This window comes from Oceanobacillus sp. FSL H7-0719 (assembly GCF_045040795.1).
Lineage (GTDB): Bacteria > Bacillota > Bacilli > Bacillales > Amphibacillaceae > Oceanobacillus.
Window position 1 is genome coordinate 957,048 of record NZ_CP150301.1, and the last position, 19,590, is coordinate 976,637.

24 protein-coding genes and 1 riboswitch are annotated in these 19,590 nt (G+C 36.1%); of the genes, 14 read left to right on the forward strand and 10 right to left on the reverse strand.

All coding sequences use genetic code 11. From position 1 onward, the window contains the following. Positions 1–3 precede the first annotated feature (3 nt). The 3 genes from NST93_RS05305 (at position 4) to NST93_RS05315 (ending at position 1,314) form a co-directional block, all read left to right on the forward strand. Positions 4–177, forward strand: coding sequence for a twin-arginine translocase TatA/TatE family subunit (locus tag NST93_RS05305; protein WP_405101913.1), 174 nt, complete (start codon positions 4–6; stop codon positions 175–177). 98 nt (positions 178–275) lie between these two features. Next, the gene (gene tatC / locus NST93_RS05310) at positions 276–1,037 is read left to right on the forward strand and encodes a twin-arginine translocase subunit TatC (RefSeq protein WP_405101915.1); all 762 of its coding nucleotides are present in this window, start codon (positions 276–278) and stop codon (positions 1,035–1,037) included. A 64-nt stretch (positions 1,038–1,101) separates the two neighbouring features. Continuing rightward, positions 1,102–1,314 (forward strand): YozE family protein, encoded by a 213-nt coding sequence (locus NST93_RS05315; protein ID WP_405101917.1) that lies wholly within the window; start codon positions 1,102–1,104, stop codon positions 1,312–1,314. 28 nt (positions 1,315–1,342) lie between these two features. Here NST93_RS05315 and NST93_RS05320 read toward each other — a convergent pair whose 3' ends face one another. Beyond that, the gene (locus NST93_RS05320) at positions 1,343–1,678 is read right to left on the reverse strand and encodes a YolD-like family protein (RefSeq protein ID WP_405101919.1); all 336 of its coding nucleotides are present in this window, start codon (positions 1,676–1,678) and stop codon (positions 1,343–1,345) included. Positions 1,679–2,055: 377 nt separating this feature from the next. Between NST93_RS05320 and vrrA the strand changes: the two genes are divergently transcribed. The 5 genes from vrrA to NST93_RS05345 all read left to right on the forward strand — a co-directional run bounded on the left by vrrA (position 2,056) and on the right by NST93_RS05345 (position 4,792). Continuing rightward, positions 2,056–2,550 carry a VrrA/YqfQ family protein gene (vrrA, locus tag NST93_RS05325; protein ID WP_405101921.1) on the forward strand — a complete coding sequence of 165 codons (495 nt, stop codon included), beginning with the start codon at positions 2,056–2,058 and terminating at the stop codon, positions 2,548–2,550. A gap of 83 nt (positions 2,551–2,633) precedes the next feature. After that, the gene (gene msrB / locus NST93_RS05330) at positions 2,634–3,596 is read left to right on the forward strand and encodes a peptide-methionine (R)-S-oxide reductase MsrB (protein ID WP_405101923.1); all 963 of its coding nucleotides are present in this window, start codon (positions 2,634–2,636) and stop codon (positions 3,594–3,596) included. A 42-nt stretch (positions 3,597–3,638) separates the two neighbouring features. Further along, complete coding sequence (locus NST93_RS05335) at positions 3,639–3,842, forward strand: DUF6501 family protein (RefSeq protein WP_405101925.1); 204 nt, start codon at positions 3,639–3,641, stop codon at positions 3,840–3,842. A 123-nt stretch (positions 3,843–3,965) separates the two neighbouring features. After that, positions 3,966–4,205 (forward strand): indolepyruvate ferredoxin oxidoreductase subunit alpha, encoded by a 240-nt coding sequence (locus NST93_RS05340; protein WP_405101926.1) that lies wholly within the window; start codon positions 3,966–3,968, stop codon positions 4,203–4,205. 122 nt (positions 4,206–4,327) lie between these two features. Next, complete coding sequence (locus NST93_RS05345) at positions 4,328–4,792, forward strand: SRPBCC domain-containing protein (RefSeq protein ID WP_405101928.1); 465 nt, start codon at positions 4,328–4,330, stop codon at positions 4,790–4,792. Between the two features lie 278 nt (positions 4,793–5,070). On the opposite strand, the gene NST93_RS05350 is transcribed toward NST93_RS05345, so the two are convergent. The 5 genes from NST93_RS05350 to NST93_RS05370 all read right to left on the reverse strand — a co-directional run bounded on the left by NST93_RS05350 (position 5,071) and on the right by NST93_RS05370 (position 10,307). Then, positions 5,071–6,051 carry an LAGLIDADG family homing endonuclease gene (locus NST93_RS05350; protein WP_405101930.1) on the reverse strand — a complete coding sequence of 327 codons (981 nt, stop codon included), beginning with the start codon at positions 6,049–6,051 and terminating at the stop codon, positions 5,071–5,073. A gap of 664 nt (positions 6,052–6,715) precedes the next feature. Continuing rightward, positions 6,716–7,225, reverse strand: a complete 510-nt coding sequence (locus NST93_RS05355; RefSeq protein WP_405101932.1) for a YfiT family bacillithiol transferase — start codon at positions 7,223–7,225, stop codon at positions 6,716–6,718. 135 nt (positions 7,226–7,360) lie between these two features. Further along, entirely contained in the window at positions 7,361–7,861 is a 501-nt protein-coding gene (locus NST93_RS05360) for a GNAT family N-acetyltransferase (protein ID WP_405101934.1), read from the reverse strand. 199 nt (positions 7,862–8,060) lie between these two features. After that, on the reverse strand, positions 8,061–9,476 hold the full coding sequence (locus NST93_RS05365; RefSeq protein WP_405101936.1) for a hypothetical protein: 1,416 nt from the start codon (positions 9,474–9,476) through the stop codon (positions 8,061–8,063). Positions 9,477–9,950: 474 nt separating this feature from the next. Continuing rightward, positions 9,951–10,307 carry a CotD family spore coat protein gene (locus tag NST93_RS05370; RefSeq protein WP_405101938.1) on the reverse strand — a complete coding sequence of 119 codons (357 nt, stop codon included), beginning with the start codon at positions 10,305–10,307 and terminating at the stop codon, positions 9,951–9,953. A gap of 465 nt (positions 10,308–10,772) precedes the next feature. Here NST93_RS05370 and NST93_RS05375 point away from each other — a divergent pair, with 465 nt between their 5' ends. Then, a complete protein-coding gene (locus tag NST93_RS05375) occupies positions 10,773–11,549 on the forward strand; it encodes a hypothetical protein (RefSeq protein WP_405101940.1) in 777 nt (258 codons plus the stop codon). Then, a complete protein-coding gene (locus tag NST93_RS05380; RefSeq protein WP_405101942.1) occupies positions 11,546–12,418 on the forward strand; it encodes a DUF3307 domain-containing protein in 873 nt (290 codons plus the stop codon). Before NST93_RS05375 ends, NST93_RS05380 begins: the two co-directional genes overlap by 4 nt. A 298-nt stretch (positions 12,419–12,716) precedes the next feature. Here NST93_RS05380 and ggt read toward each other — a convergent pair whose 3' ends face one another. The 4 genes from ggt to NST93_RS05400 all read right to left on the reverse strand — a co-directional run bounded on the left by ggt (position 12,717) and on the right by NST93_RS05400 (position 16,377). After that, complete coding sequence (gene ggt, locus NST93_RS05385; RefSeq protein WP_405101944.1) at positions 12,717–14,435, reverse strand: gamma-glutamyltransferase; 1,719 nt, start codon at positions 14,433–14,435, stop codon at positions 12,717–12,719. A 276-nt stretch (positions 14,436–14,711) separates the two neighbouring features. Further along, a complete protein-coding gene (locus tag NST93_RS05390) occupies positions 14,712–15,248 on the reverse strand; it encodes a DUF6241 domain-containing protein (RefSeq protein WP_405103762.1) in 537 nt (178 codons plus the stop codon). Between the two features lie 232 nt (positions 15,249–15,480). Next, positions 15,481–16,008 (reverse strand): helicase, encoded by a 528-nt coding sequence (locus NST93_RS05395; protein ID WP_405101946.1) that lies wholly within the window; start codon positions 16,006–16,008, stop codon positions 15,481–15,483. A gap of 18 nt (positions 16,009–16,026) precedes the next feature. After that, on the reverse strand, positions 16,027–16,377 hold the full coding sequence (locus NST93_RS05400) for an SCP2 sterol-binding domain-containing protein (protein WP_405101948.1): 351 nt from the start codon (positions 16,375–16,377) through the stop codon (positions 16,027–16,029). A gap of 206 nt (positions 16,378–16,583) precedes the next feature. Continuing rightward, a riboswitch (TPP riboswitch) is annotated at positions 16,584–16,696 on the forward strand. Positions 16,697–16,787: 91 nt separating this feature from the next. Here NST93_RS05400 and thiW point away from each other — a divergent pair. From thiW to thiE, 4 genes are all read left to right on the forward strand, one after another. Further along, complete coding sequence (gene thiW, locus NST93_RS05405) at positions 16,788–17,273, forward strand: energy coupling factor transporter S component ThiW (protein WP_405101950.1); 486 nt, start codon at positions 16,788–16,790, stop codon at positions 17,271–17,273. 86 nt (positions 17,274–17,359) lie between these two features. After that, on the forward strand, positions 17,360–18,169 hold the full coding sequence (thiD, locus tag NST93_RS05410) for a bifunctional hydroxymethylpyrimidine kinase/phosphomethylpyrimidine kinase (protein ID WP_405101952.1): 810 nt from the start codon (positions 17,360–17,362) through the stop codon (positions 18,167–18,169). Position 18,170: 1 nt separating this feature from the next. After that, entirely contained in the window at positions 18,171–18,932 is a 762-nt protein-coding gene (gene thiM, locus NST93_RS05415) for a hydroxyethylthiazole kinase (protein ID WP_405103764.1), read from the forward strand. Then, positions 18,933–19,556 carry a thiamine phosphate synthase gene (thiE, locus tag NST93_RS05420; protein WP_405101954.1) on the forward strand — a complete coding sequence of 208 codons (624 nt, stop codon included), beginning with the start codon at positions 18,933–18,935 and terminating at the stop codon, positions 19,554–19,556. The last annotated feature ends 34 nt before the right edge of the window (positions 19,557–19,590 follow it).

Sequence of the window (19,590 nt, forward strand, 5' to 3'; positions counted from 1 at the left end):
AATATGTTAAGCAACATTGGTATTCCAGGTTTAATTTTAATATTAGTCGTTGCGCTTATTATCTTTGGCCCAAATAAACTTCCTGAAATTGGAAAGGCATTTGGCCATTCATTAAAGGAATTTAAAAAGGCGACTAGCGGTTTAACAAACGATGATGAGACGACAAAGAAAAACTAAAGCAAGTATAACAACATAATGGGATAAAAGAAGATGTAAGTTGAATTTTATCTTACATCTTCTTTTCTGTTTTTGTATGTTTAGGGGAGTGTCATTAGATGAATGAAAATAATCATACGGAAGAAAAAGAAATGAATCTTGTAGGTCATTTATCTGAGCTGCGGAACAGATTAATTGTAACAGCTATATTTTTTATTGGATTTTTTATTGTTGGTTTTATTTATATAAAGGAAATATATTGGTTTTTCGTTAATGACATTGATCTAGTCTTGACTGCGATCAGTCCGACAGAAATTATTTGGATTTATTTCTCTATGGCTGGACTGGTTGCTATTATTGGTACAATACCAATTCTCACGTATCAAATATGGGCGTTCATTAAGCCAGGCTTGATGCCACATGAAAGAAAAGCAACAATTGGCTATATACCTGCAATATTTATTCTTTTTATTTTAGGATTAGTATTTGGTTATGTAATCTTTGTAAAACTGATTATGCCATTTTTGCTTTCACTAAATGATGATATGTTTAATATTATGTTTACTGTAGATCGTTACTTCAAATTCCTATTTAGAGTAACTGTGCCGTTCGCTCTACTTTTTGAATTACCCATTATTGTTATGTTCTTAACCAGTCTCGGAGTGCTTACACCGGATTTCATGACAAAAAACAGAAAATATGCTTATTTTGGATTGATTGTTATCGGGGTGCTAATCACACCTCCAGACTTTGTTTTACAATTAGTTGTCGCAGTACCGTTGATAATTATTTATGAGATCAGCCTTCAACTATCAAAGGTTGTTTACCGAAAGAAAATGCAAAAACATAAAGAATATATGGAAGAAGGCTCAGTTTCATAAGGTTGGCTAAAGAAAATTCCGGCAGCAGAAAAGCTGCTAATCCGTGAATAGATGAGGTGTTTCTATGAAGTCATTTTATGAGCATCTAATGACTTTTAGAGGTAAAAAAATTCCAGACGATAAATGCAAATTAGCGGATTGGGCATTTTTTGATCATGATTTTCCCAAGCATTCAAATGATTATAATGAAATCAGTGATTACTTAGAATGGAATAGTCCATTTTCTAATGCATTAGTCGTTTTTGATGATATCTGGGATACGTATTTAAATAGATAATTTACAAGGGCTGGATGATGAATCCAGCCTATTCTTTTAGCTCTACAGCCATGATTTCTGTAAATCGGAGGGAGTGAGAGGAGAGGTCTTCTTCCAATTTCAAAAGCACAGATTGGGGCTGCTGTTGTAATTTTACAATCCTGCCTAAATAAATTTTCATACCGTATTTACTGTATATTGTTATTTCTGTCAATGCATTTGTCTCGTAAGCTGCTAATAAAGCATGGTCTATTAATTCAATCTCCTGAGAATCAAGTATTGGCTTTGTAATTTTTTGTTCCTCTTTCCTTAAGTTTCTCAAGAGTTCCACATGCTCAGGCAACATCAATGTAGTCCATTTAATTGATCCCCGATCATTAATCATAATTATCACCTCATACACATTATACAAGAACATTTGTTCTTAACCAATGTTAATTTATAACAAGAGCACGATAAATTAAATCAAACGTTTGTTTGAATTGTAATTAATCCTGATATATCGGGGACTAAACACAAGATTTTATATTAATTATCACTGGATAAAATCTTAACGCTTTAAGCATGATCCAACAAAATCAAAGCAGAAAAACTAGTAATTTGTTGATATTTGCGCTTGCCCGGGAAATAATTATGCCTACACCTATTTATTAGGTTAATCGTACAATACAATAAGGTCATTAATATATGGTGTATTCATGAATTTATTGTGCATTGATAACAAGGCTGAGGCTAAACAAATAGAAGAGAGCAGGGTGAAAAATGTTTGAACCAGTTCGAATGAATCACTTTAGATCGGCACAGCGGCAAATGCCATATAACGGAAATCCATTTCCTTTTCAAAATCCGCAAAAACCTCCCTTAAATCGTTCACCAATGAGTCTAAGCGGGTTTCTTTCGGGAAATACACAGCAATATTCTATGCTGAACAAGGGAATAGGTGGATTTGCAAACATCCTTAATAATGTGCAGCAGGTATTACGGGTCGTTGAAACGACAGCCCCTATTATAAAAGAATACGGACCAATGATTAAAAATTTACCTACTATGTATCGAATGGTTAAAGCTTTTAGAAATATGGATGGATTAGGCGATGAAGAAGATGGGGAGAGTATAGATAGTACTGCGAACACAGAAAGTGCGGAGAATAACGAAGGAACACAGGATGATATCTTAGAACAGCAGCAGAGCGATTTGACAGAGCCTAAATTGAAGATAGCAAAGGATGGACGTTCTACTCCAAAATTGTATATTTAAAATTATAAAGCACGATACTTGCTTTTTTCTCTAAAAAGAGAAAAAATAGATAGTATCAAATAGAGCACTGGAGGAATTAATTCATGTCTAAACAATTAGAACTAGCAACATTTGCAGGTGGCTGCTTCTGGTGCATGGTTGAACCATTTGACAGTCGACCAGGAATTGAAAGTGTTATTTCAGGCTATACAGGCGGGGACCTTCAAAATCCAACATACAAACAAGTGTCCACAAATACGACCGGGCATGTTGAAGCAGTTCAAATCACTTTTGATCCGGAAGTGATGCCTTATGAACAGCTTGTTGAAACATTTTGGCAGCAAATAGATCCAACAGATGCTGGCGGACAATTTAATGATCGTGGTGAATCCTATCAAACAGCAATCTTCTATCATAACGAAAAACAACAAGCAATAGCTGAAAAATCAAGATCACAGCTTGATGCAAGCGGAAAATTTAATAAACCGGTTGCGACAAAGATTCTGCCAGCAAAGTCTTTCTACCCAGCTGAGAAAGAACATCAAGATTACTATAAGAAGCAGTCCTTCCATTATCGTCTGTATAAAAAAGGATCAGGCAGGGAGGACTTTATAAAAAACACGTGGAAAACTCCTGTGAATAAATCGGAACTTAAAGAAAAACTAACTCCACTTCAATACCATGTTACACAGGAGAATGGTACTGAACGTCCGTTTGATAATGAATACTGGAATAATTTCAAAGACGGGATTTACGTTGACATTGTATCTGGAAAAGCTCTATTCTCATCAAGGGATCAATATGATGCTGGATGTGGCTGGCCAAGCTTCACAAGGCCAATTGACAGCTATGAGATGGATGAAAAAACAGATACAACCCATGGAATGATTCGGACAGAAGTAAGAAGTAAAACGGCTGATTCACATTTGGGACATGTCTTTGAAGATGGCCCGATGGAAGCTGGAGGTTTAAGATATTGTATTAACTCCGCAGCAATGCGATTTATACCTAAAGATAAAATGACTGAAGAAGGCTATGACCACTATTTATACCTATTTAATAATTAAAGTTAACAATAAAAATATTATGTAAACAAAAGGAGAGAAATAATGATTCACTTAGACTGGGAAAATCGTGAGACAATTAAACAGATTGAATGTGTGCATACAGATGCAAAGAAATTTATCGTTAATAGAAAGCTGACTCCAGGAAAAACGTATAATGTTATCAACGAAACAGATGAATTTTATTTTATAATTGACAACAGCAACCGTGTTGGCGGCTTTTTGAAGGATTATTTCAAGGAAATTTAACATCATTTCCACCTCATTCTTATACAGAAAGTGTTTATCTGCACGATGCACTTTTATTTTTGTCGAATGATACGTTATAATGGATAATAGTTCTAATTCCGAAGCAAGAAGGAGGCGTTCGATTTGGCATTTGTTATTACATCACCATGTAAAACTGAAAAAGCTGGGGAATGTGTAGAAGTCTGCCCTGTTGATTGTATAGAAGAAGGCGAAGATATGTTTTATATTGACCCTGATATATGTATTGACTGTGGCGCGTGTGAAGCTGTTTGCCCAGTAGAAGCGATTTTTATTGAAGATGAGGTTCCTGAATCCGAATATAAGTATATTGAATTGAACCGAAAATTCTTTGAAGGCAGATGAATTTTAGCCACGTACTGTACAGAGTATGTGGCTATTATTTTGCTCTGAAAAAACATAGTAAAACTATCTGTTTCAAAGTATAATTAGGAAGTATTTATACTTAATTGACAGGGGACACAGCAATGAAAGAAATACATTGTTATCGGTTTGAGGCTAATATCTATACTGATTCAGAACTCGTATTTGAGTGCTTAAATAAGGACAAACATGTATTAAAATGGAATACACAGATAATAGAAAACATCTATGAGGGCAGTGAAAATGATCTGCAAGAAGGCGCAACCTTCATTACGAGACAGAAAATAGACAAAAAGGTGTATGAACTTGAAGCGAAATATACGAAATATGATCCGCCTTATAATGTCTGTGTTGAAACAGCAACTAAAGAAGGTATAAGCAAAACAGAATACCGTTTAAAAGTAGTGCCTGCTGGGACTGAATTAACAGTAGATGTTTATTTAATCCCATCCAATTGGATGTACAAAACATTTACTAACATGTTTAAATGGGCTTTTAAACATGTTTACGACGATCAATTCAATAATTTTATCGAATATGTCTACAAGGTTCAAAAACAAAGAAATTAATAAAACATAACTCATATAAATTTGATTTGATGTAAAAGACGCGTACTGAATTGTAGGTGTCTTTTATTTTTATAGTTATAGAGATTTAAAATCTTTTACTGAAACATCATGATTGCTGCAATAAAATAATAACGATTTTGCTGATGATTAAATTTCATCAATTATCTCACTATCACAAGTATACTTAGTTATTGAGACAATAAAACACATTTAATCAGTAACTTCCTATAATAAGTATTATGTTAACTCGGGAAAAAAATATAAAGCAGAACCCATGTCTATTCCCCTCGTTTCTTTAAAGTAGCATTAAAGTTATCCTTAAATAATTCATCGTTTTTTATCCATCTCTTTACCGTTGATGTTTTAACACCGATACACATACAGGCGTATTCCACTGAATGAACTGCTGCATAAATTGATAAAAAGTTTAATTTTCGCCTTTTCACGGCTTCTACTGTATATAAATGTTTTCTATCTGTCAGATCTTTAAGTGGTAATATCTCTTTTTGAAAAATATCATGTTTTCTTAATAAATACAGCCTTTTACTTTTATTTTCGTATATCCAATTAGAAAATAACTTGATGGATCTTCTGCCTCTTATATGTACCCGGTAATTTTTACCTTGTATTTGTAATTGAGGTTGAAATCCTTTTTCTTTGAGAACATGCATCAACTCTGTCATAAATAACTGTGAACCGCCAACAAAAGTTACAGTATATTGCTTATAATTAATATAGCCATCACCATCAAAATAACCTCTAATGAAGTGACTTAAATACTCATCTGGTACTTTAGGGAATTGAATACTATTGGATTTATTAGGTGTAACACCATGCAATTCAATTAAATCTCTTCTCATTACCTTGCTATTTAAATTTAGTAGATAAACACCAGAATTATTTTTGGTGATTATATGATTCGAATTCAGTTCGGCTCTAATACTTTCTAATATGTAGCTTTCTTTTTGTGAAAAGCTGATCATTTGTGTATTCGTTGCAATTGTACCATCTGCAATAAAAAATCCTAGTATATAAGCCATATTATTTGACCATGTCTTGAAGTAATCTTCATTTAACGTATATTTTCTCTTCCAGCTCCCTCTCGGTCTCATTTCCACGTTATTATCTTTCAATAGCATCCTAATATACCTTGGTGAAACACTTGCAAGTCTTGCAATTTCAGTTGTGCTTTCCCCATCCTCATATCGCTTTATTATTTCCTTTGTTTCCAATGTCCTCTTTCTAAGTCGGTTATTCACATTAATTCCTCCCCTTTCACAGAATGTACGTTCTTATTTTTGATTATAACATATATTCTAGAGATTCAAAGGATCTTATCTTTAGTTCTTACTTCCTCGTTTTCTGACACATTATTCTAAGATTATTTCATAAACCTTTACTTTACCTTTTATTTCTTGATAAGCCTCTTCCGCACTTTTCACTTTAAATCAACGCTGTTCGATCAGCCGATTCAATATTAACAGAACACGCGTCGCCAACAGCTTCAGCCACCTGCTATCTCTCAAAAATGCCCGAAGCAGCACCAAGAAATTTAAAATCAGCATAATTGTAATATTCATCTCCACAAGTGACATTAAAATCCAATACTTCTCTATAAAACGGCCCTTTTGTTCGTTATAAAGTTTATAACCCCGGTAATTTTCTCACTAATAATTTTATTTGTTCGTTATTAAGTACATCATAAAGACATCGAAGTCTAGAATTCTACAATCTAGATGTAAGAATCTATTTTGATTATTATTTTATACGGAATTGACTTGTCTTCTTACTAAAATTTAGGTTCCCTTGCATTTTTCAGTCAGTGGCGAAACATCTACATCTTATTTAGATTATTAAAGGCGCATTTTCAAAAAGAAAATGCGCCTTTGTTCAAAAACTTAGCTATTCGATTGATACATGCTACTAATTTGATAAAGCAAGCTTTATATGTGCTAAGTGATGCTCTTCATGCCATGCTAATTTAGCGATTTTTGTTGCTACTGTAATTTCACCGTTTATTTCATGTTTAAAGTTACGTTCCAATTGCTCTTCAGTCAAACTATTTCCCAGAGATACAATCCGCTCATTTATTCCCTCCAGCATCTTAAGAGAACTTTCTACAGGAAGCTCTGTATCCGGTTGAACGGCCCATTTATCCTGATCGAAATTTGGCACCATTGGATTCTCATCCGTTAAAGCAAGCTTCAAACGTTGATACATGTTCAACTGAGAATCCGCAATATGATGAACGAGCTGACGCACCGTCCAGCTGCCTTCACGATACTTTCTGTTTAATTCGTCTTCTTTTAATGAAGCAACAGTATTTCTTAAGCGATTCGCATATGTTTCAATTTCTTTTAACCATACTTGAACATTTTCTAGTGTTACCTCTTCAGGAACTTCTAATTCTCCAATAGGGTACTTGACATCCATTTTATAAACCCCTTTCCCTTATTTATATTCTCTCTATATCTTAACATAGATACCGAATCCTTTAAGCAGATGTGATTCCTGGTATTTAATCCACGTGCTCAAGGGAGTTGGGATCCGAGAAATTTGTTTAATTATTTAAAGATATAAAACCATATGTTCCTCATCATAATATGTATCATTAAATTTTAATGCCTTTTTTTCTATTCCAATTCCTTCAAAACCAAAAGAAATGTACAACTTTTTGGCAGGTATATTTGTTGTTACAACACTTATACAGATTTGCTCAATACCTTCTATACTTTTTGCCTTTTCAATTGCTGCAGAAAGTAATGCTTTCCCTAATCCTAATCCGCGTTTTCCAGGTTTAATATACATAGCAAAAATATTAGTTCTATGACTTAATTTCAATAGACTTTCACTTGCTAATGAAACAACACCTGCAAGTTGAGATTCCTCGAAAACCCCGAAAGTAAATGTTTTTTCCGGTGCTGCAAATCTGGTTTTATACTTTTCCGCTGTTTTATTCTTTTCTTCTTCATATGTTGATGCAAAGGCATATGGACTTTCCTGCAGCGCTTCAAGCCTTATTCTAAGATAGTCTTCAGCATCATCCGGATTTAATAATCTTATTTTCACGATATGCCACCCCCTATTTGTATACTAATATCTATTGTTCTTTTTCCTGCAAATTGATAATCTAATCTTTCATTTACTTATTGCAATTCTATATACTGGAATGCAAATCCAATTGGGTTTCTAGAATAATACAACAAGGTGATTAGTAGTTCAATAGCTAGAGTTTATTAAAAAACCGATAACCACCCAAGTAAAGGCATTATAGTAAAAATACTGCTGCAAAAGTCATCACAATTAAACCGATAATCACAGGAAAAAAGTTTTTACGAACCAAATCCATGACGGATACTCCACAAAAGCCTGCGATTGCAATTAATGATGACCACGCTATAATTGTTCCCCCACCAGTCCATATTGCCCCCATTTGCCCGATAGCTGCTAATGTTTCCACGTCAATAGAACCTGTTTCTAAGGAAGCTGCAAGTGCTCCTGTAAGAGGCAGTCCTGAAAAACCTGATCCATCCAGTCCTGTGATGATACCAATAACTAACAAGCTTAATCCAGCGAGTAAGGCACTTTGTGGTAAAAACTCCTGTGTAGAAGTAACAAGGTCAAATAATAATGCTGGTCCCTCCTCTACACCTAATATACTTCCTGAAAAATCAGGACTTCCTAAAAAGAAAAAACCCGCAATTGGAATCACCGGTCCCATTGCCTTAAATGCAAATACAAACCCATCTGTAATATGATTGCTAATATAATCAAGGGCATGGTGTTTTCCAAAAGCAACTGTCGATAATAATAACAGTATCGCTGCAACACCACCAACAAATGCAGCCCCATCTCCCCCAACCAAGTCACCGCCTGCAGTAAAAAGCTTATTGTACATCATGTAAATTACGACAATAAGAAGTGATAAAGGAACTAATATAGCAAAAATCTTGCTCCATGTATTTAGATTTGCAGTTCTTACTTTATTTACAGATGTTTCAGATGCATGTAGTGTTTGCAAATCCGCTTCATTCAATGGATCATTTGGGGAACGGATGGATTTTCGGTAAAATAAGTAGGCTAATAAAATGGCTGTCCCACCAGCAATCAGTGACATGATAAATGCTTTATCGGCTACAACCGCAGTATCAATACCAGCAGATGCAGCAGATAAACTCGGTGCAACTTGCACAATGTAATCTGAAGATAATGCCATTCCTTGACCAGCGATTGCAATAGCGACAGCAGCTATAATGGCGGGTAACCCAGCCCTTACTGCAGCTGGAACAAGTAATGCACATATTAGAGGAACAGCAGGTGTTGGCCAGAAAAACAAGGAAATGATATACGTAACTGCTGCCAGTACAAAAAAGGAAACATGACCATTTACCATCAATTTCTGAATTGGCTGGATCATTCTCTTATCCGCTCCTAAATCACGCAGTGAATGCAAGAGCGCTAACATAAACGTAATTATTAAAAATATGCTGAATAGCTCCTGGGCGGCAACTAAATTCGCATTGAATATTGCTGTAAATCCATCAATGATATTTCCTTTATATACCCATGCGATGATAAAAGTACCGAGTATCGTTGGTAACACGACACCTTTTCGAAAAATCATTGTTATGATAATTAAGAGCGTAAACAAGCCATAAAGCAGATGAGAAATGGTTAATTCCACTAGTGCACTTCCTCTCATTGAATGTGCTATACACTATGCAAAAATAAGAGGAAACGCTACATTGAGCTTCCAGTTCAACCTGCCATTAGTTTTGATTCATCCGATGCTTTATAGGGACATATTCAGGTAGCCTGTTCCCCAGCCTTGCGCATAACCATTTGATACACATTAGTGGAAACTTTCTTGCAGGGAATACTATTAGTTATTTTTTAAGAGCTTCTCTTGTTTCCAACAGAGTGATTGTTATTTCACATCAACTAAAAATAGAAAAGAGACCACCATCCTTGCTTAGAGATAGTGGTCTTTAATAAATATGATTTGTTTGATGAATGGCAGCATATGAAAGATACTGGATGAACTAGGGGGTTTTGTTAAATTATTGGATTGTCTTGGCGACGTTACAATTATATCATGCCGTACCAGGGGATTATTATGCACGACATTGTGTTAAGGAAGTGTCTCATATGATTTGAATTAATAGTGTTTTTTGTTACATTTATTTACTGGTCTGCAACACGGATTGTTTAGATCACTCCCACAATCATATTCCTCAACAGAGTTTATATTTTCTGTTGAATGTTTGACTGGGTAGTAATTTTCAACCCGAGTTATATTTCGATTAACATTTATAACATGGGTAGGGTGAACGCGTCGAACTGTTCGTTGATTTGTTGTTGGATTGACAACAGTTTCTGTTGGTGAAACAACTGTTTCTACATCATTTCCATTTCCATTGAAACCAGATGAATCAAGAAAGTTGTTGTCATTCGAATTCGAAAAGTTTCTTCCAAAAAGGAAATCATTCACGTTATTTGATCTATTACGGCCCATTTAAAGTCACCTCCTATTTACAGGTTCAATACTAATCTATTCATTTATAGAGGTTGTGTAATAGACAAGGGTTTACTCTATTAAAAAATCCACGAATTAATTAATTATAATTACCTAAAAAAAGCAGCTTCGCTGTAAATTTTACAGTTAAGCTGGGTTCTCCGCTTTCCTATTTAATATTCGCCTTGTCATTAGCCTATATGAAATAGCCCTGTATTCATCAATACAGAAACCAAAATGGCTAAGGTTTGACTCCTCCTATCCTTTCTCTGTAACCTGTTCCTGCGCTTATCTTAATAGAAAGCATTAACATACCTATCTGATTCACATCTTTCCAAAAGAATGGTAAGGTTAGGTTAAAGCATCGAACTAATTTTAAGTTTGACTATACCATCTAACCTTTGTTATATTCGGTTATATAATCGAACTAATCTGTCGATTGGAAAAGAAGGGAGCTGTTTGTTCGTGAAAAATGAAGTTTCAATTTTCATTATGGACGTAAGTAATTCCTCAAAAGAAGATATTGGCATGGAATTAAGTGAATATCTGAAGGAACTGCAAATCAGCATCGCCTACTGGACGCAATATATCGTCCCAACAAAGGTCACCCATCGTGCAGGCGATGAACTAGTCATTGTGAGCAGCGGGTACGCATCTTCCTATATACTTGCTTTCTATTTGAGCCGAATTTGGAAGTACACCGACCATCGGCCATATTTCGGTCTCTCCTTTGGCAATGTTGAAGAAGACCTAAGCAGTATAAATATAGAAACTTGGATTCACCCCTTGATGAAGCAAGCGAGATTAGCTAATGACTTCCTGAAAAAACAACAGGACAGAATGCAATTTCGTTTCGTACTGCCTCATTCGCATGCCACAAATGGCTTCGAAGTTTACAGCAGTGAGTTCGAAAAATTACTTAATACAATTTTAAGTTTAAAACAACTGCAAATAAACGAACAAACAGAGATACAGTCCCTTGTCTGTTCTTTGTATTTAATCCTTGGTCAGCAAAACAAAGTAAGCAAATATCTCGACAGGACAAAATCTACTATATCGAGTCATATGAAAAATGGCAAGACAGACGTTATTTTGGACGCGTTTCACGACATCATTAAAGTATTAACTTCATTAGAAACACAGCCAAATGACCATCGTGTGAATGAGCTGCAAACAACGATTAGGCAAAATGTAAATAACCGTCTCCAAAATTACTTACCTGCAGGAAGGAGAGCGGAATGATTATATTATTGTTGCTTCTTTCCCATTTAATTGCTGACTTTTGGCTGCAAACTGATCAGATGGTCAATGATAAAATGAAATATTTATGGAAACATTCGTTTCATCATCTGCTCGTAACCGGAATAGCCCTCGCGATTATATGGGCGTATAAGCCTGAATTTGAACATATAACCATTTATTTTATTTTACCTTTACTATTTATTATCATCACACATATACTGATTGACTTACTGAAAATAAAGCTTGTAGATTCAATAAAAAGTACGAAAACAGACAATATGAAAATACTAGGTTTCTTCTTAACGGATCAAGCTCTGCATGTAGTAATTATCTTCATAACTTGTATCCTGTTCTATAAAATGGAAGCTCTGCAAATAGTTGCGGATTTTCTGAGTTTATTCGGACCAAGTAGTTTACACCCTGCAAACACAGTAATATTCATGATAATAATATTTATTTTAGCAACGAGTGTCAGTGGACATATTGTAAAACACATCGTGGGCTCTTTACCATCAGAATTTGCGAATTTTGAAGGTGAATTAACATTAAGTAATAAAGTAATGAATGCAAGGGAAAATTTTCAGCCTAAGATGGAAAACAGTCTTAAAGAAGAATATCACTATTTCACTTACTCTTCCCCTCCTCGTTCACGTGGGAAGCTGATTGGGTATATAGAACGATTGCTTGTTATTATCTTAACAGTGATTGGCGCATACCCGTCGATTGCATTTATTATCGCAGCCAAATCTATTGCACGGTTTAAACAATTAGATGACCGCAACTGGGCGGAATACTTCTTATTAGGCACGCTATCATCCATTTTACTAGGATTAGTGCTCGGTCTTATCGTAAAAGGAATTATTATGTAAAAGAAAGGATGCCACAATTAAATTATTGTGGCATCCTTTCTAAAGCTAACCGCATATTGTAATAGTATTAACAATATACTTAGAATCAATATATTATAATCCTACTTTACCCATAGATTATTTTTACATGTGTATCAAACAATAAAATAAAAGTTTCACCAAAAGTTCTAGATGTATTGGTAATTTCCCTTAATGACTTTTAATACTATCTCCTCAATTATTCTATAAAAAAGCTCTTCCCCTTCAATAATAGGTGTACGTGAATAATTTTTTTATCGCTTCAGGAAAATATATTTAGTTATGTTTTGGAAATGTCGTTTATTCCAATCGCACTGCCTGGTCTAGGAGAATCAGCCGCTCCATACAACATACAAGTCTCCTGATCAATAAGAATACCGTTTACATCTCCGATTCGATCGTCAGCTGTTTCTTTTTTAAAACTTCTATCCAATTCATAACCCAATTCTTTTAGTTTATCCATGGCTTCCTGATTGATCCCATCTTCCCATTCCATCGAAAGCTGCGGATTATTGAAAATCCGAACCTCCGAAATTGCTTCTCCCAAATTCATTTTATAATCAATAACATGTAATAGAACTTGTGCTACAGAACTGATAATCGTGGAAGCACCCGGAGAGCCAAGCGTAAAGAATGGTCTCCCTTTATAGAATGCAATCGTTGGAGACTTGGAACTGATTGGAAATTTGTTTGCGTTTGGTTCATTTGCCGTACCAGGCTCTGGATTGAAATCTGTTAAATCATTATTAAGCATGAATCCATAACCATTAACCATAATTCCTGACCCAAATATTCGCTCGAGAGATGTAGTGCATGCGGCGATATTGCCCCATTGGTCAACAGCAGTAAAGTGGGTAGTGTCCATTCCGTGACGGCTCTTGTCCATTTTCACTTTATAGTTGCTGTCGCCTTGCACATACTTCCAGGGATCTCCTGCTTCTATTTTTTGTTTTCGCTGTTTAAAATCAATTAATTTTATTCTTTCTTCTATATACTCGTCGGCAAGCAGTGCTTTATAAGGAATAGTAATAAAAGAGGGATCACCAATATATGTTTGCTGGTCTGCCAGAACAACCCTCGTTGCTTCTGCAATCAGGTGATACTTTTCCCACGAATGGACTTCATATTGGCTAATATTCAGCTTTTCAAGTATATTGAGCAGTTGCGCTAACGTGAAGCCTCCTCCGCTTGGTGGAGCAGGAAATGCCATATCATATTCCTTATATTTTCCCCAAAACGGTTTTTCTATGGCAGCTTGGTAGTTTTCCAAATCTGCCTTTTTCATGATTCCACCATGTTCTGCTAATGTATCGATTATAGCGTCACCAATTTCCCCTTTATAAAGGGCGTTAAACCCCTCATCGCGAATTATTCTCAAGGATTTCGCCAAATCTGGCTGATAAAGAAAGTCTCCTTCCTTCAAAGGCTGTCCATCTGGAACAAATAACTTTCTTGCCTCTGTACCCAATCTGTCTTGAAAATTCTCGAGTGTTCTTTCCCAAGAACGATTGACCTGAAAACCTTCTTCTGCCAATCGAATAGCTGGATTAATAAGTTCTTCAAATTCGATACTTCCATGTGTATTATAAGCTAATTCCAGCATTTTCATTGCACCAGGCACTGCTACGGATTGGGGATTGGTGGACCGTTCATCAAATGGCAGCATCTCATCGTTTTCATCATAAAAAAGATTTGGTGTAACGGTTGAAGGAGCCCTGCTCTGTCCATTAAAAATTTTTGTCTCTTGTCTTTCAGCATGATAATACGTAAGAACGCCACCTCCGCCAATACCAGTATTCATGCCCTCCACAACAGTTAAGGCAAGCTGCATTGCTATAACGGCGTCAATGGCATTTCCGCCTTGTTTAAGTATTTCTTCCCCTGCAATAGCCGCTTCCTTAACAGCACAGGACACCATCCCGCTTTTCCCGCTTACCGTGTGTTTCTTTGCAGTATCACCAACTGGTTTCTGATTATGAAAAATTTCTTTCAAACTCATATACAATCACCTCTTATAGAATTAACGTTGTAGACAGACCCTGTTATAAGTGAATCTAATATAAAGTTGATCTGCCTTCTGTTTGTTCCTCAAATAGGAATACTTCCTATCTACCCTTTTCAACGAGGTTTTATTCCCAGAACACAGTGTAAGAGAGATTTGTATAATTTTTCTCTTCAATGTTGGGGAATGATTGTTTCAAAATGTGATTTAGTTTAAATACAAGATTAACCCTATAAAAAAAGATGCAGGAACCTAACTACATCTTTTTTAACATCAATTTTTGCTATTAATATATGTCTGTTCTTCCTCAGGGCTCAGAATTCCGTCTGCTGCCCCAATCGTACCACCCTGCAGCTTCCAGATTGTATTGTGGTCTTCATCAGCTTTTGAAAAATCTCCATTATTCCAGCGTTCTAGGATATTTCTATAAATATCCGGGTTGGTCAACTGAGTTTCGACTACTTCTAATCCGTCTAACAGCCATTGAATCCTTGTACTATTAATTTCATAAAATCCCCATTTTTGATCCGCTTTTACCTTCTGATGGCTCATACCATGAATATATTCCCGGTAATCTCTATCCGTAAGGCTTTCTAAATCTTTTTGCTGGCCAAAAGGATTCTTCCCTTCACTCTGAAATACGGCCATTTCTTCTTCTGTTACCGTTCCACCTGTCTCTTCGCGTAAATTTTCCAAATTAGCAGAAGGCCCATCATCATTTGTTTCTGCAATATGCATTAAATCGGAGACAATATAATAGACTGTACCGCTCAAAACAAGAACTGTGATGATTCCCAATATCCATAACATCTTTTTCAAAGCTATCTACCCCTGTAATTCATTTTTCCACAATATGATAATTACTTTTCTCTATATAAATATAATTAAAGATGCAATCAACTTCTATCCCACATAAAAAAGGCAATCCTAAACGATCACCTTCCTATTCCAAAACTTTCAACCATTTCAACTGTATCCTATCTAGTACTTTCCACTTTTGCATATATTCTCTCCTACTGTAATTTCTCTACAAATAGTTTCTTTAATGACCTGTAAAAAGTAAGTAATCATCCGGATTCCAAATATGCTCGTCATCCGCAAGATATCCACGCAGCCAGAGAACACCATCTATGTTTCTCAAATAAAATCCTTTGGGAAAATTATCATGCTCACATACGGGGTCAGAGATAATTGTAACGGATCCGTATGGCGCTTTCTTGGATTTAGAGTGGCTATGGCTATTAACTGCTGGTTGTTCAAGCCAAGTCAATCTCATATAGGGACCTAACTCAAGTGGACATACGTGCAGTCCAACAGATTTCGCTTTATTTATAATTGTTTTCATTTTTGCTCCATGCGGGAAGCCCAGTGCCTCTACGGTTAACATAACGATATCCAATGTGTATTTTTCACTTGATATAACTAAATGCTCACTATCAAACAATGTTTTTGCATAATCATTCATCATAATAGACTGTTTTTGAAACACTTGATAAAGCTCCTGTTTGGTATTACCACCAATGGTTACACTACTGCATTTAGTGAGAATCTCATCCATTTCTCTTGGCATCCTTCTGTCTGCCTCCTCTCACTTAAAGTCATAGTGTTTTAATAGGCTTTCCAGTTTTAGAGCTTTCGTAATATCTCCCTCTATCTTTAATTTCCCTGTCATAAAAGCTGCTGTACCGCCTATGCTGCCTAGTAAAAACTTATAAAAGTTTTTAAAAGACATTTTCATTGTACAATCTGAGTGGCGGGGATTTCCTTGTACGATGTTTGCCCTTCCATCCTGCAAACATAGCTGGTAAGTCCCTTCCTCCTTTCCTGTTATCTCGAATTGATAAATTAATTGCAGCCCCTCGATTGGTGCTGGATTTTCATTCATTCGTTCTTCTATTTTTTGCATTGTTTCATCTAAGGTTAATTGTACTTCGCTCATTTGATCTGCTCCTTTATTTTATATCCATAACGTCTTATAAAAGTGCTTTCATTTGAATTATAAGTGTTTTCAGATAAAATCACAACAATGATTTGTATTAATCTATTACTCTGGAATTTTCTAAGCAGTTAAAATATAATACAAATTTAAGTGACAATTTCTTAATACTTTGATACACTAAATTCAAATCTATTCATAATATTTTTCAAAACTACTAGGGGTGCCCAAAAATGGGCTGAGAGGAAAGTGTTGCATTCTTTCCGACTCTTATGAACCTGATCTGGTTAATGCCAGCGGAGGGAAGTAGTCAGACGAATTCGTCATAACTATTTTTCACGCCCAAACCAGATTAATAATAATCTGGTTTTTTTAATGCCTAATTTTGTCCCCTAAAGAAATGGAGGTCACGTATGAATCGAACACGTTTGATCACAATAATGGCTGTATTTATTGCAATCGGAACAATTAGTGCACAAATTGTATGGTTTCCTGCCGGTATTGCCAGAGCTTATCCAGTCCAACATGCAATCAATGTGATGTCAGCTATCACGCTTGGACCTGGTCCGGCAGTCATTATCGCCTTTATGATTAGCCTGCTGCGTAATATGCTGGGTTTAGGAACTTTACTCGCTTTTCCTGGTGCAATGGTTGGCGCATTCTTGGCTGGACTGCTATATAAAAAGTCCGGAATGATGTCACTTGCTGCCTTTGGTGAAGGTCTTGGAAGCGGAGTAATTGGTGCACTTGCTGCAGTGCCTTTTGCATACATCTTTATGGGTACTTCGGCTGGAGCATTTGCTTTTGTTCCCCCTTTCCTCGTCAGCAGTATATCTGGTTCGATTATTGGTTTGATCGTTGTTTCAAAGGTTCCTAGTAAACACTTACTTCAAAATTAAAGGAGAGTTAGGATATTAATGAAAGAACAATGCTTGGAAATGAACTTCAATAAAGTAAATCATATAAATAGGCTGGTGAATAAGAGATGAATAAAGTACCTTGTGCGCTTACCATTGCTGGAACAGATCCAAGTGGCGGAGCAGGAATACATGCTGATTTGAAAACCTTTCAGGAACTGCAAAGCTATGGTATGTCAGTGATAACCTCTATTGTTTCTCAAAATACTACAGGCGTTCAGGCAATTTCTCACGTTTCACTTGAGATGATTGAACAACAATTAGAATCAATTATTTCTGACATGCCAATCCATGCCTTTAAGACAGGAATGATTGCTAATCAAGAAATGATGGAAGTCATTTACAAAAAAATTATTAATCTAAATATCCCTTACGTCATGGACCCTGTCATGGTTGCAACAAGTGGAGATACGCTCATTGAAGAAGAAGCACGAAATTATCTCCGTACAAAACTTTTGCCATTGACGAGCGTTGTAACACCAAATATCCCTGAAGCAGAGTTTCTAACTGGTGAAAAAATAGAAACAACAGAAGATATGCAGTATGCAGCGAAATACATTGTACATGAATTTGGCGCAGGAGCGGCTCTTATAAAAGGCGGGCATCTTGATGGCGAAGCAATCGATTTTCTTTATGATGGGATAAACATGCAACACTTTTCTTCGCCTCGCATTGACACGAAAAACACTCACGGTACTGGCTGCACATATGCAGCGGCAATTACAGCTTATTTAAGTAAGGGTTTACCTTTATATGATGCGGTTAACTATGCAAAGGATTTTGTTACAGCAGCGATTCAACATTCCTTTGACCTTGGATCAGGCAGTGGTCCAACAAACCATTGGGCAATTCGCTTAGAAGGTGTTCATCTTGAATAAAATGATCATTAATAATATAAGAGAGAAGGCGCCACTAATCCACCATTTAACAAATCAAGTTGTTATGAATTTTACGGCGAATGGCCTTTTAGCTTTTGGCGGTGTCCCTGTAATGGCTAAAGCAGTAGAAGAAGCCGTTGATATGGCCACGATTGCGGATGGCATATTAATCAACATTGGAACATTATCACAAGCAGATCTGCAAGCTATGATTCTAGCTGGGAAAACAGCGAATGACCGTGGGATTCCGGTAGTACTAGATCCTGTAGGTGTTGCAGCGACTAAGTTTCGTGAAAAAGCTGTAAAACAAATATTAAAAGAAGTAAAGCCTTCTGTAATTAAAGGAAATGCCGGAGAATTGGCCTACCTTGTAAATATCCCTTGGAATACAAAAGGTGTGGAATCAATTGGTGAAGGAAATATAGCAGAGATTGCTTCTAAAGTAACCAAAACCTATCACACTGCAGCAGTAATCACGGGAAAAACAGATGTCATCTGTACGGAGAATAGTCTAGTTGAGAACAATACCGGTCACAGCTATTTAACAAAAATTACTGGTGCAGGCTGCCTCTTAGGCTCCGTTTTAACAGCCTGTTTAACAACGAATCATTCCATCGAAGAACAGCTTTTAACTGGAGTTCAATTTTATGGATTGGCAGCTGAACACGCAGCAGGCCTTTCAGCAGTGAATGGGACAGGAACATTTCTACCGCATTTCCTGGACGCATTATCTTTACCGGCAAAACAATTGGAGGGGGAATAGATGTCAATACAGATTAAGCCAGCTCTTAGAAAGTATTTCATTATGGGGAGTCAAAATTGTGAAAGTAATCCAAGTCTAATCTTGGAAACTGCTATTAAAGCTGGAATAACTATTTTTCAATTTCGGGAAAAAGGCACAAGTTCTCTTAAGGCAGATGCCAAGATTAAACTCGGAAAGCAGTTAAGAGAAATTTGCAGAGAGCACGCAATACCTTTTATTGTAAATGATGATGTTGAACTTGTTGATTTGCTTGATGCGGACGGTATTCATGTTGGACAAGATGATCAGTCAGTAAAAGAACTGCGTAAATACTTTCCAGATAAAATCATTGGTCTATCTGTCTCAACTCCAGAAGAATTAGCAAACAGTCCGCTGGAACTTGTAGATTACATTGGTGCAGGACCAATCTTTCAAACAGTGACGAAAACAGATGCAAAATCCGTGGTTGGCTTAGATTGGATACGATCCTTACGTGCTCAATTTCCAAGCCTTCCCATTGTTGGGATAGGTGGAATTAATACAGAAAATGCAGAGTCAGTCCTCAAAGCTGGGGCTGATGGAGTTTCTTTCATATCAGCAATTACTCAAGCAAAAAATATTGAAGAAAGTGTTAAGCAATTATAAGTATTGACAAAATCTCCTTTTCTTCTTAAAAGGA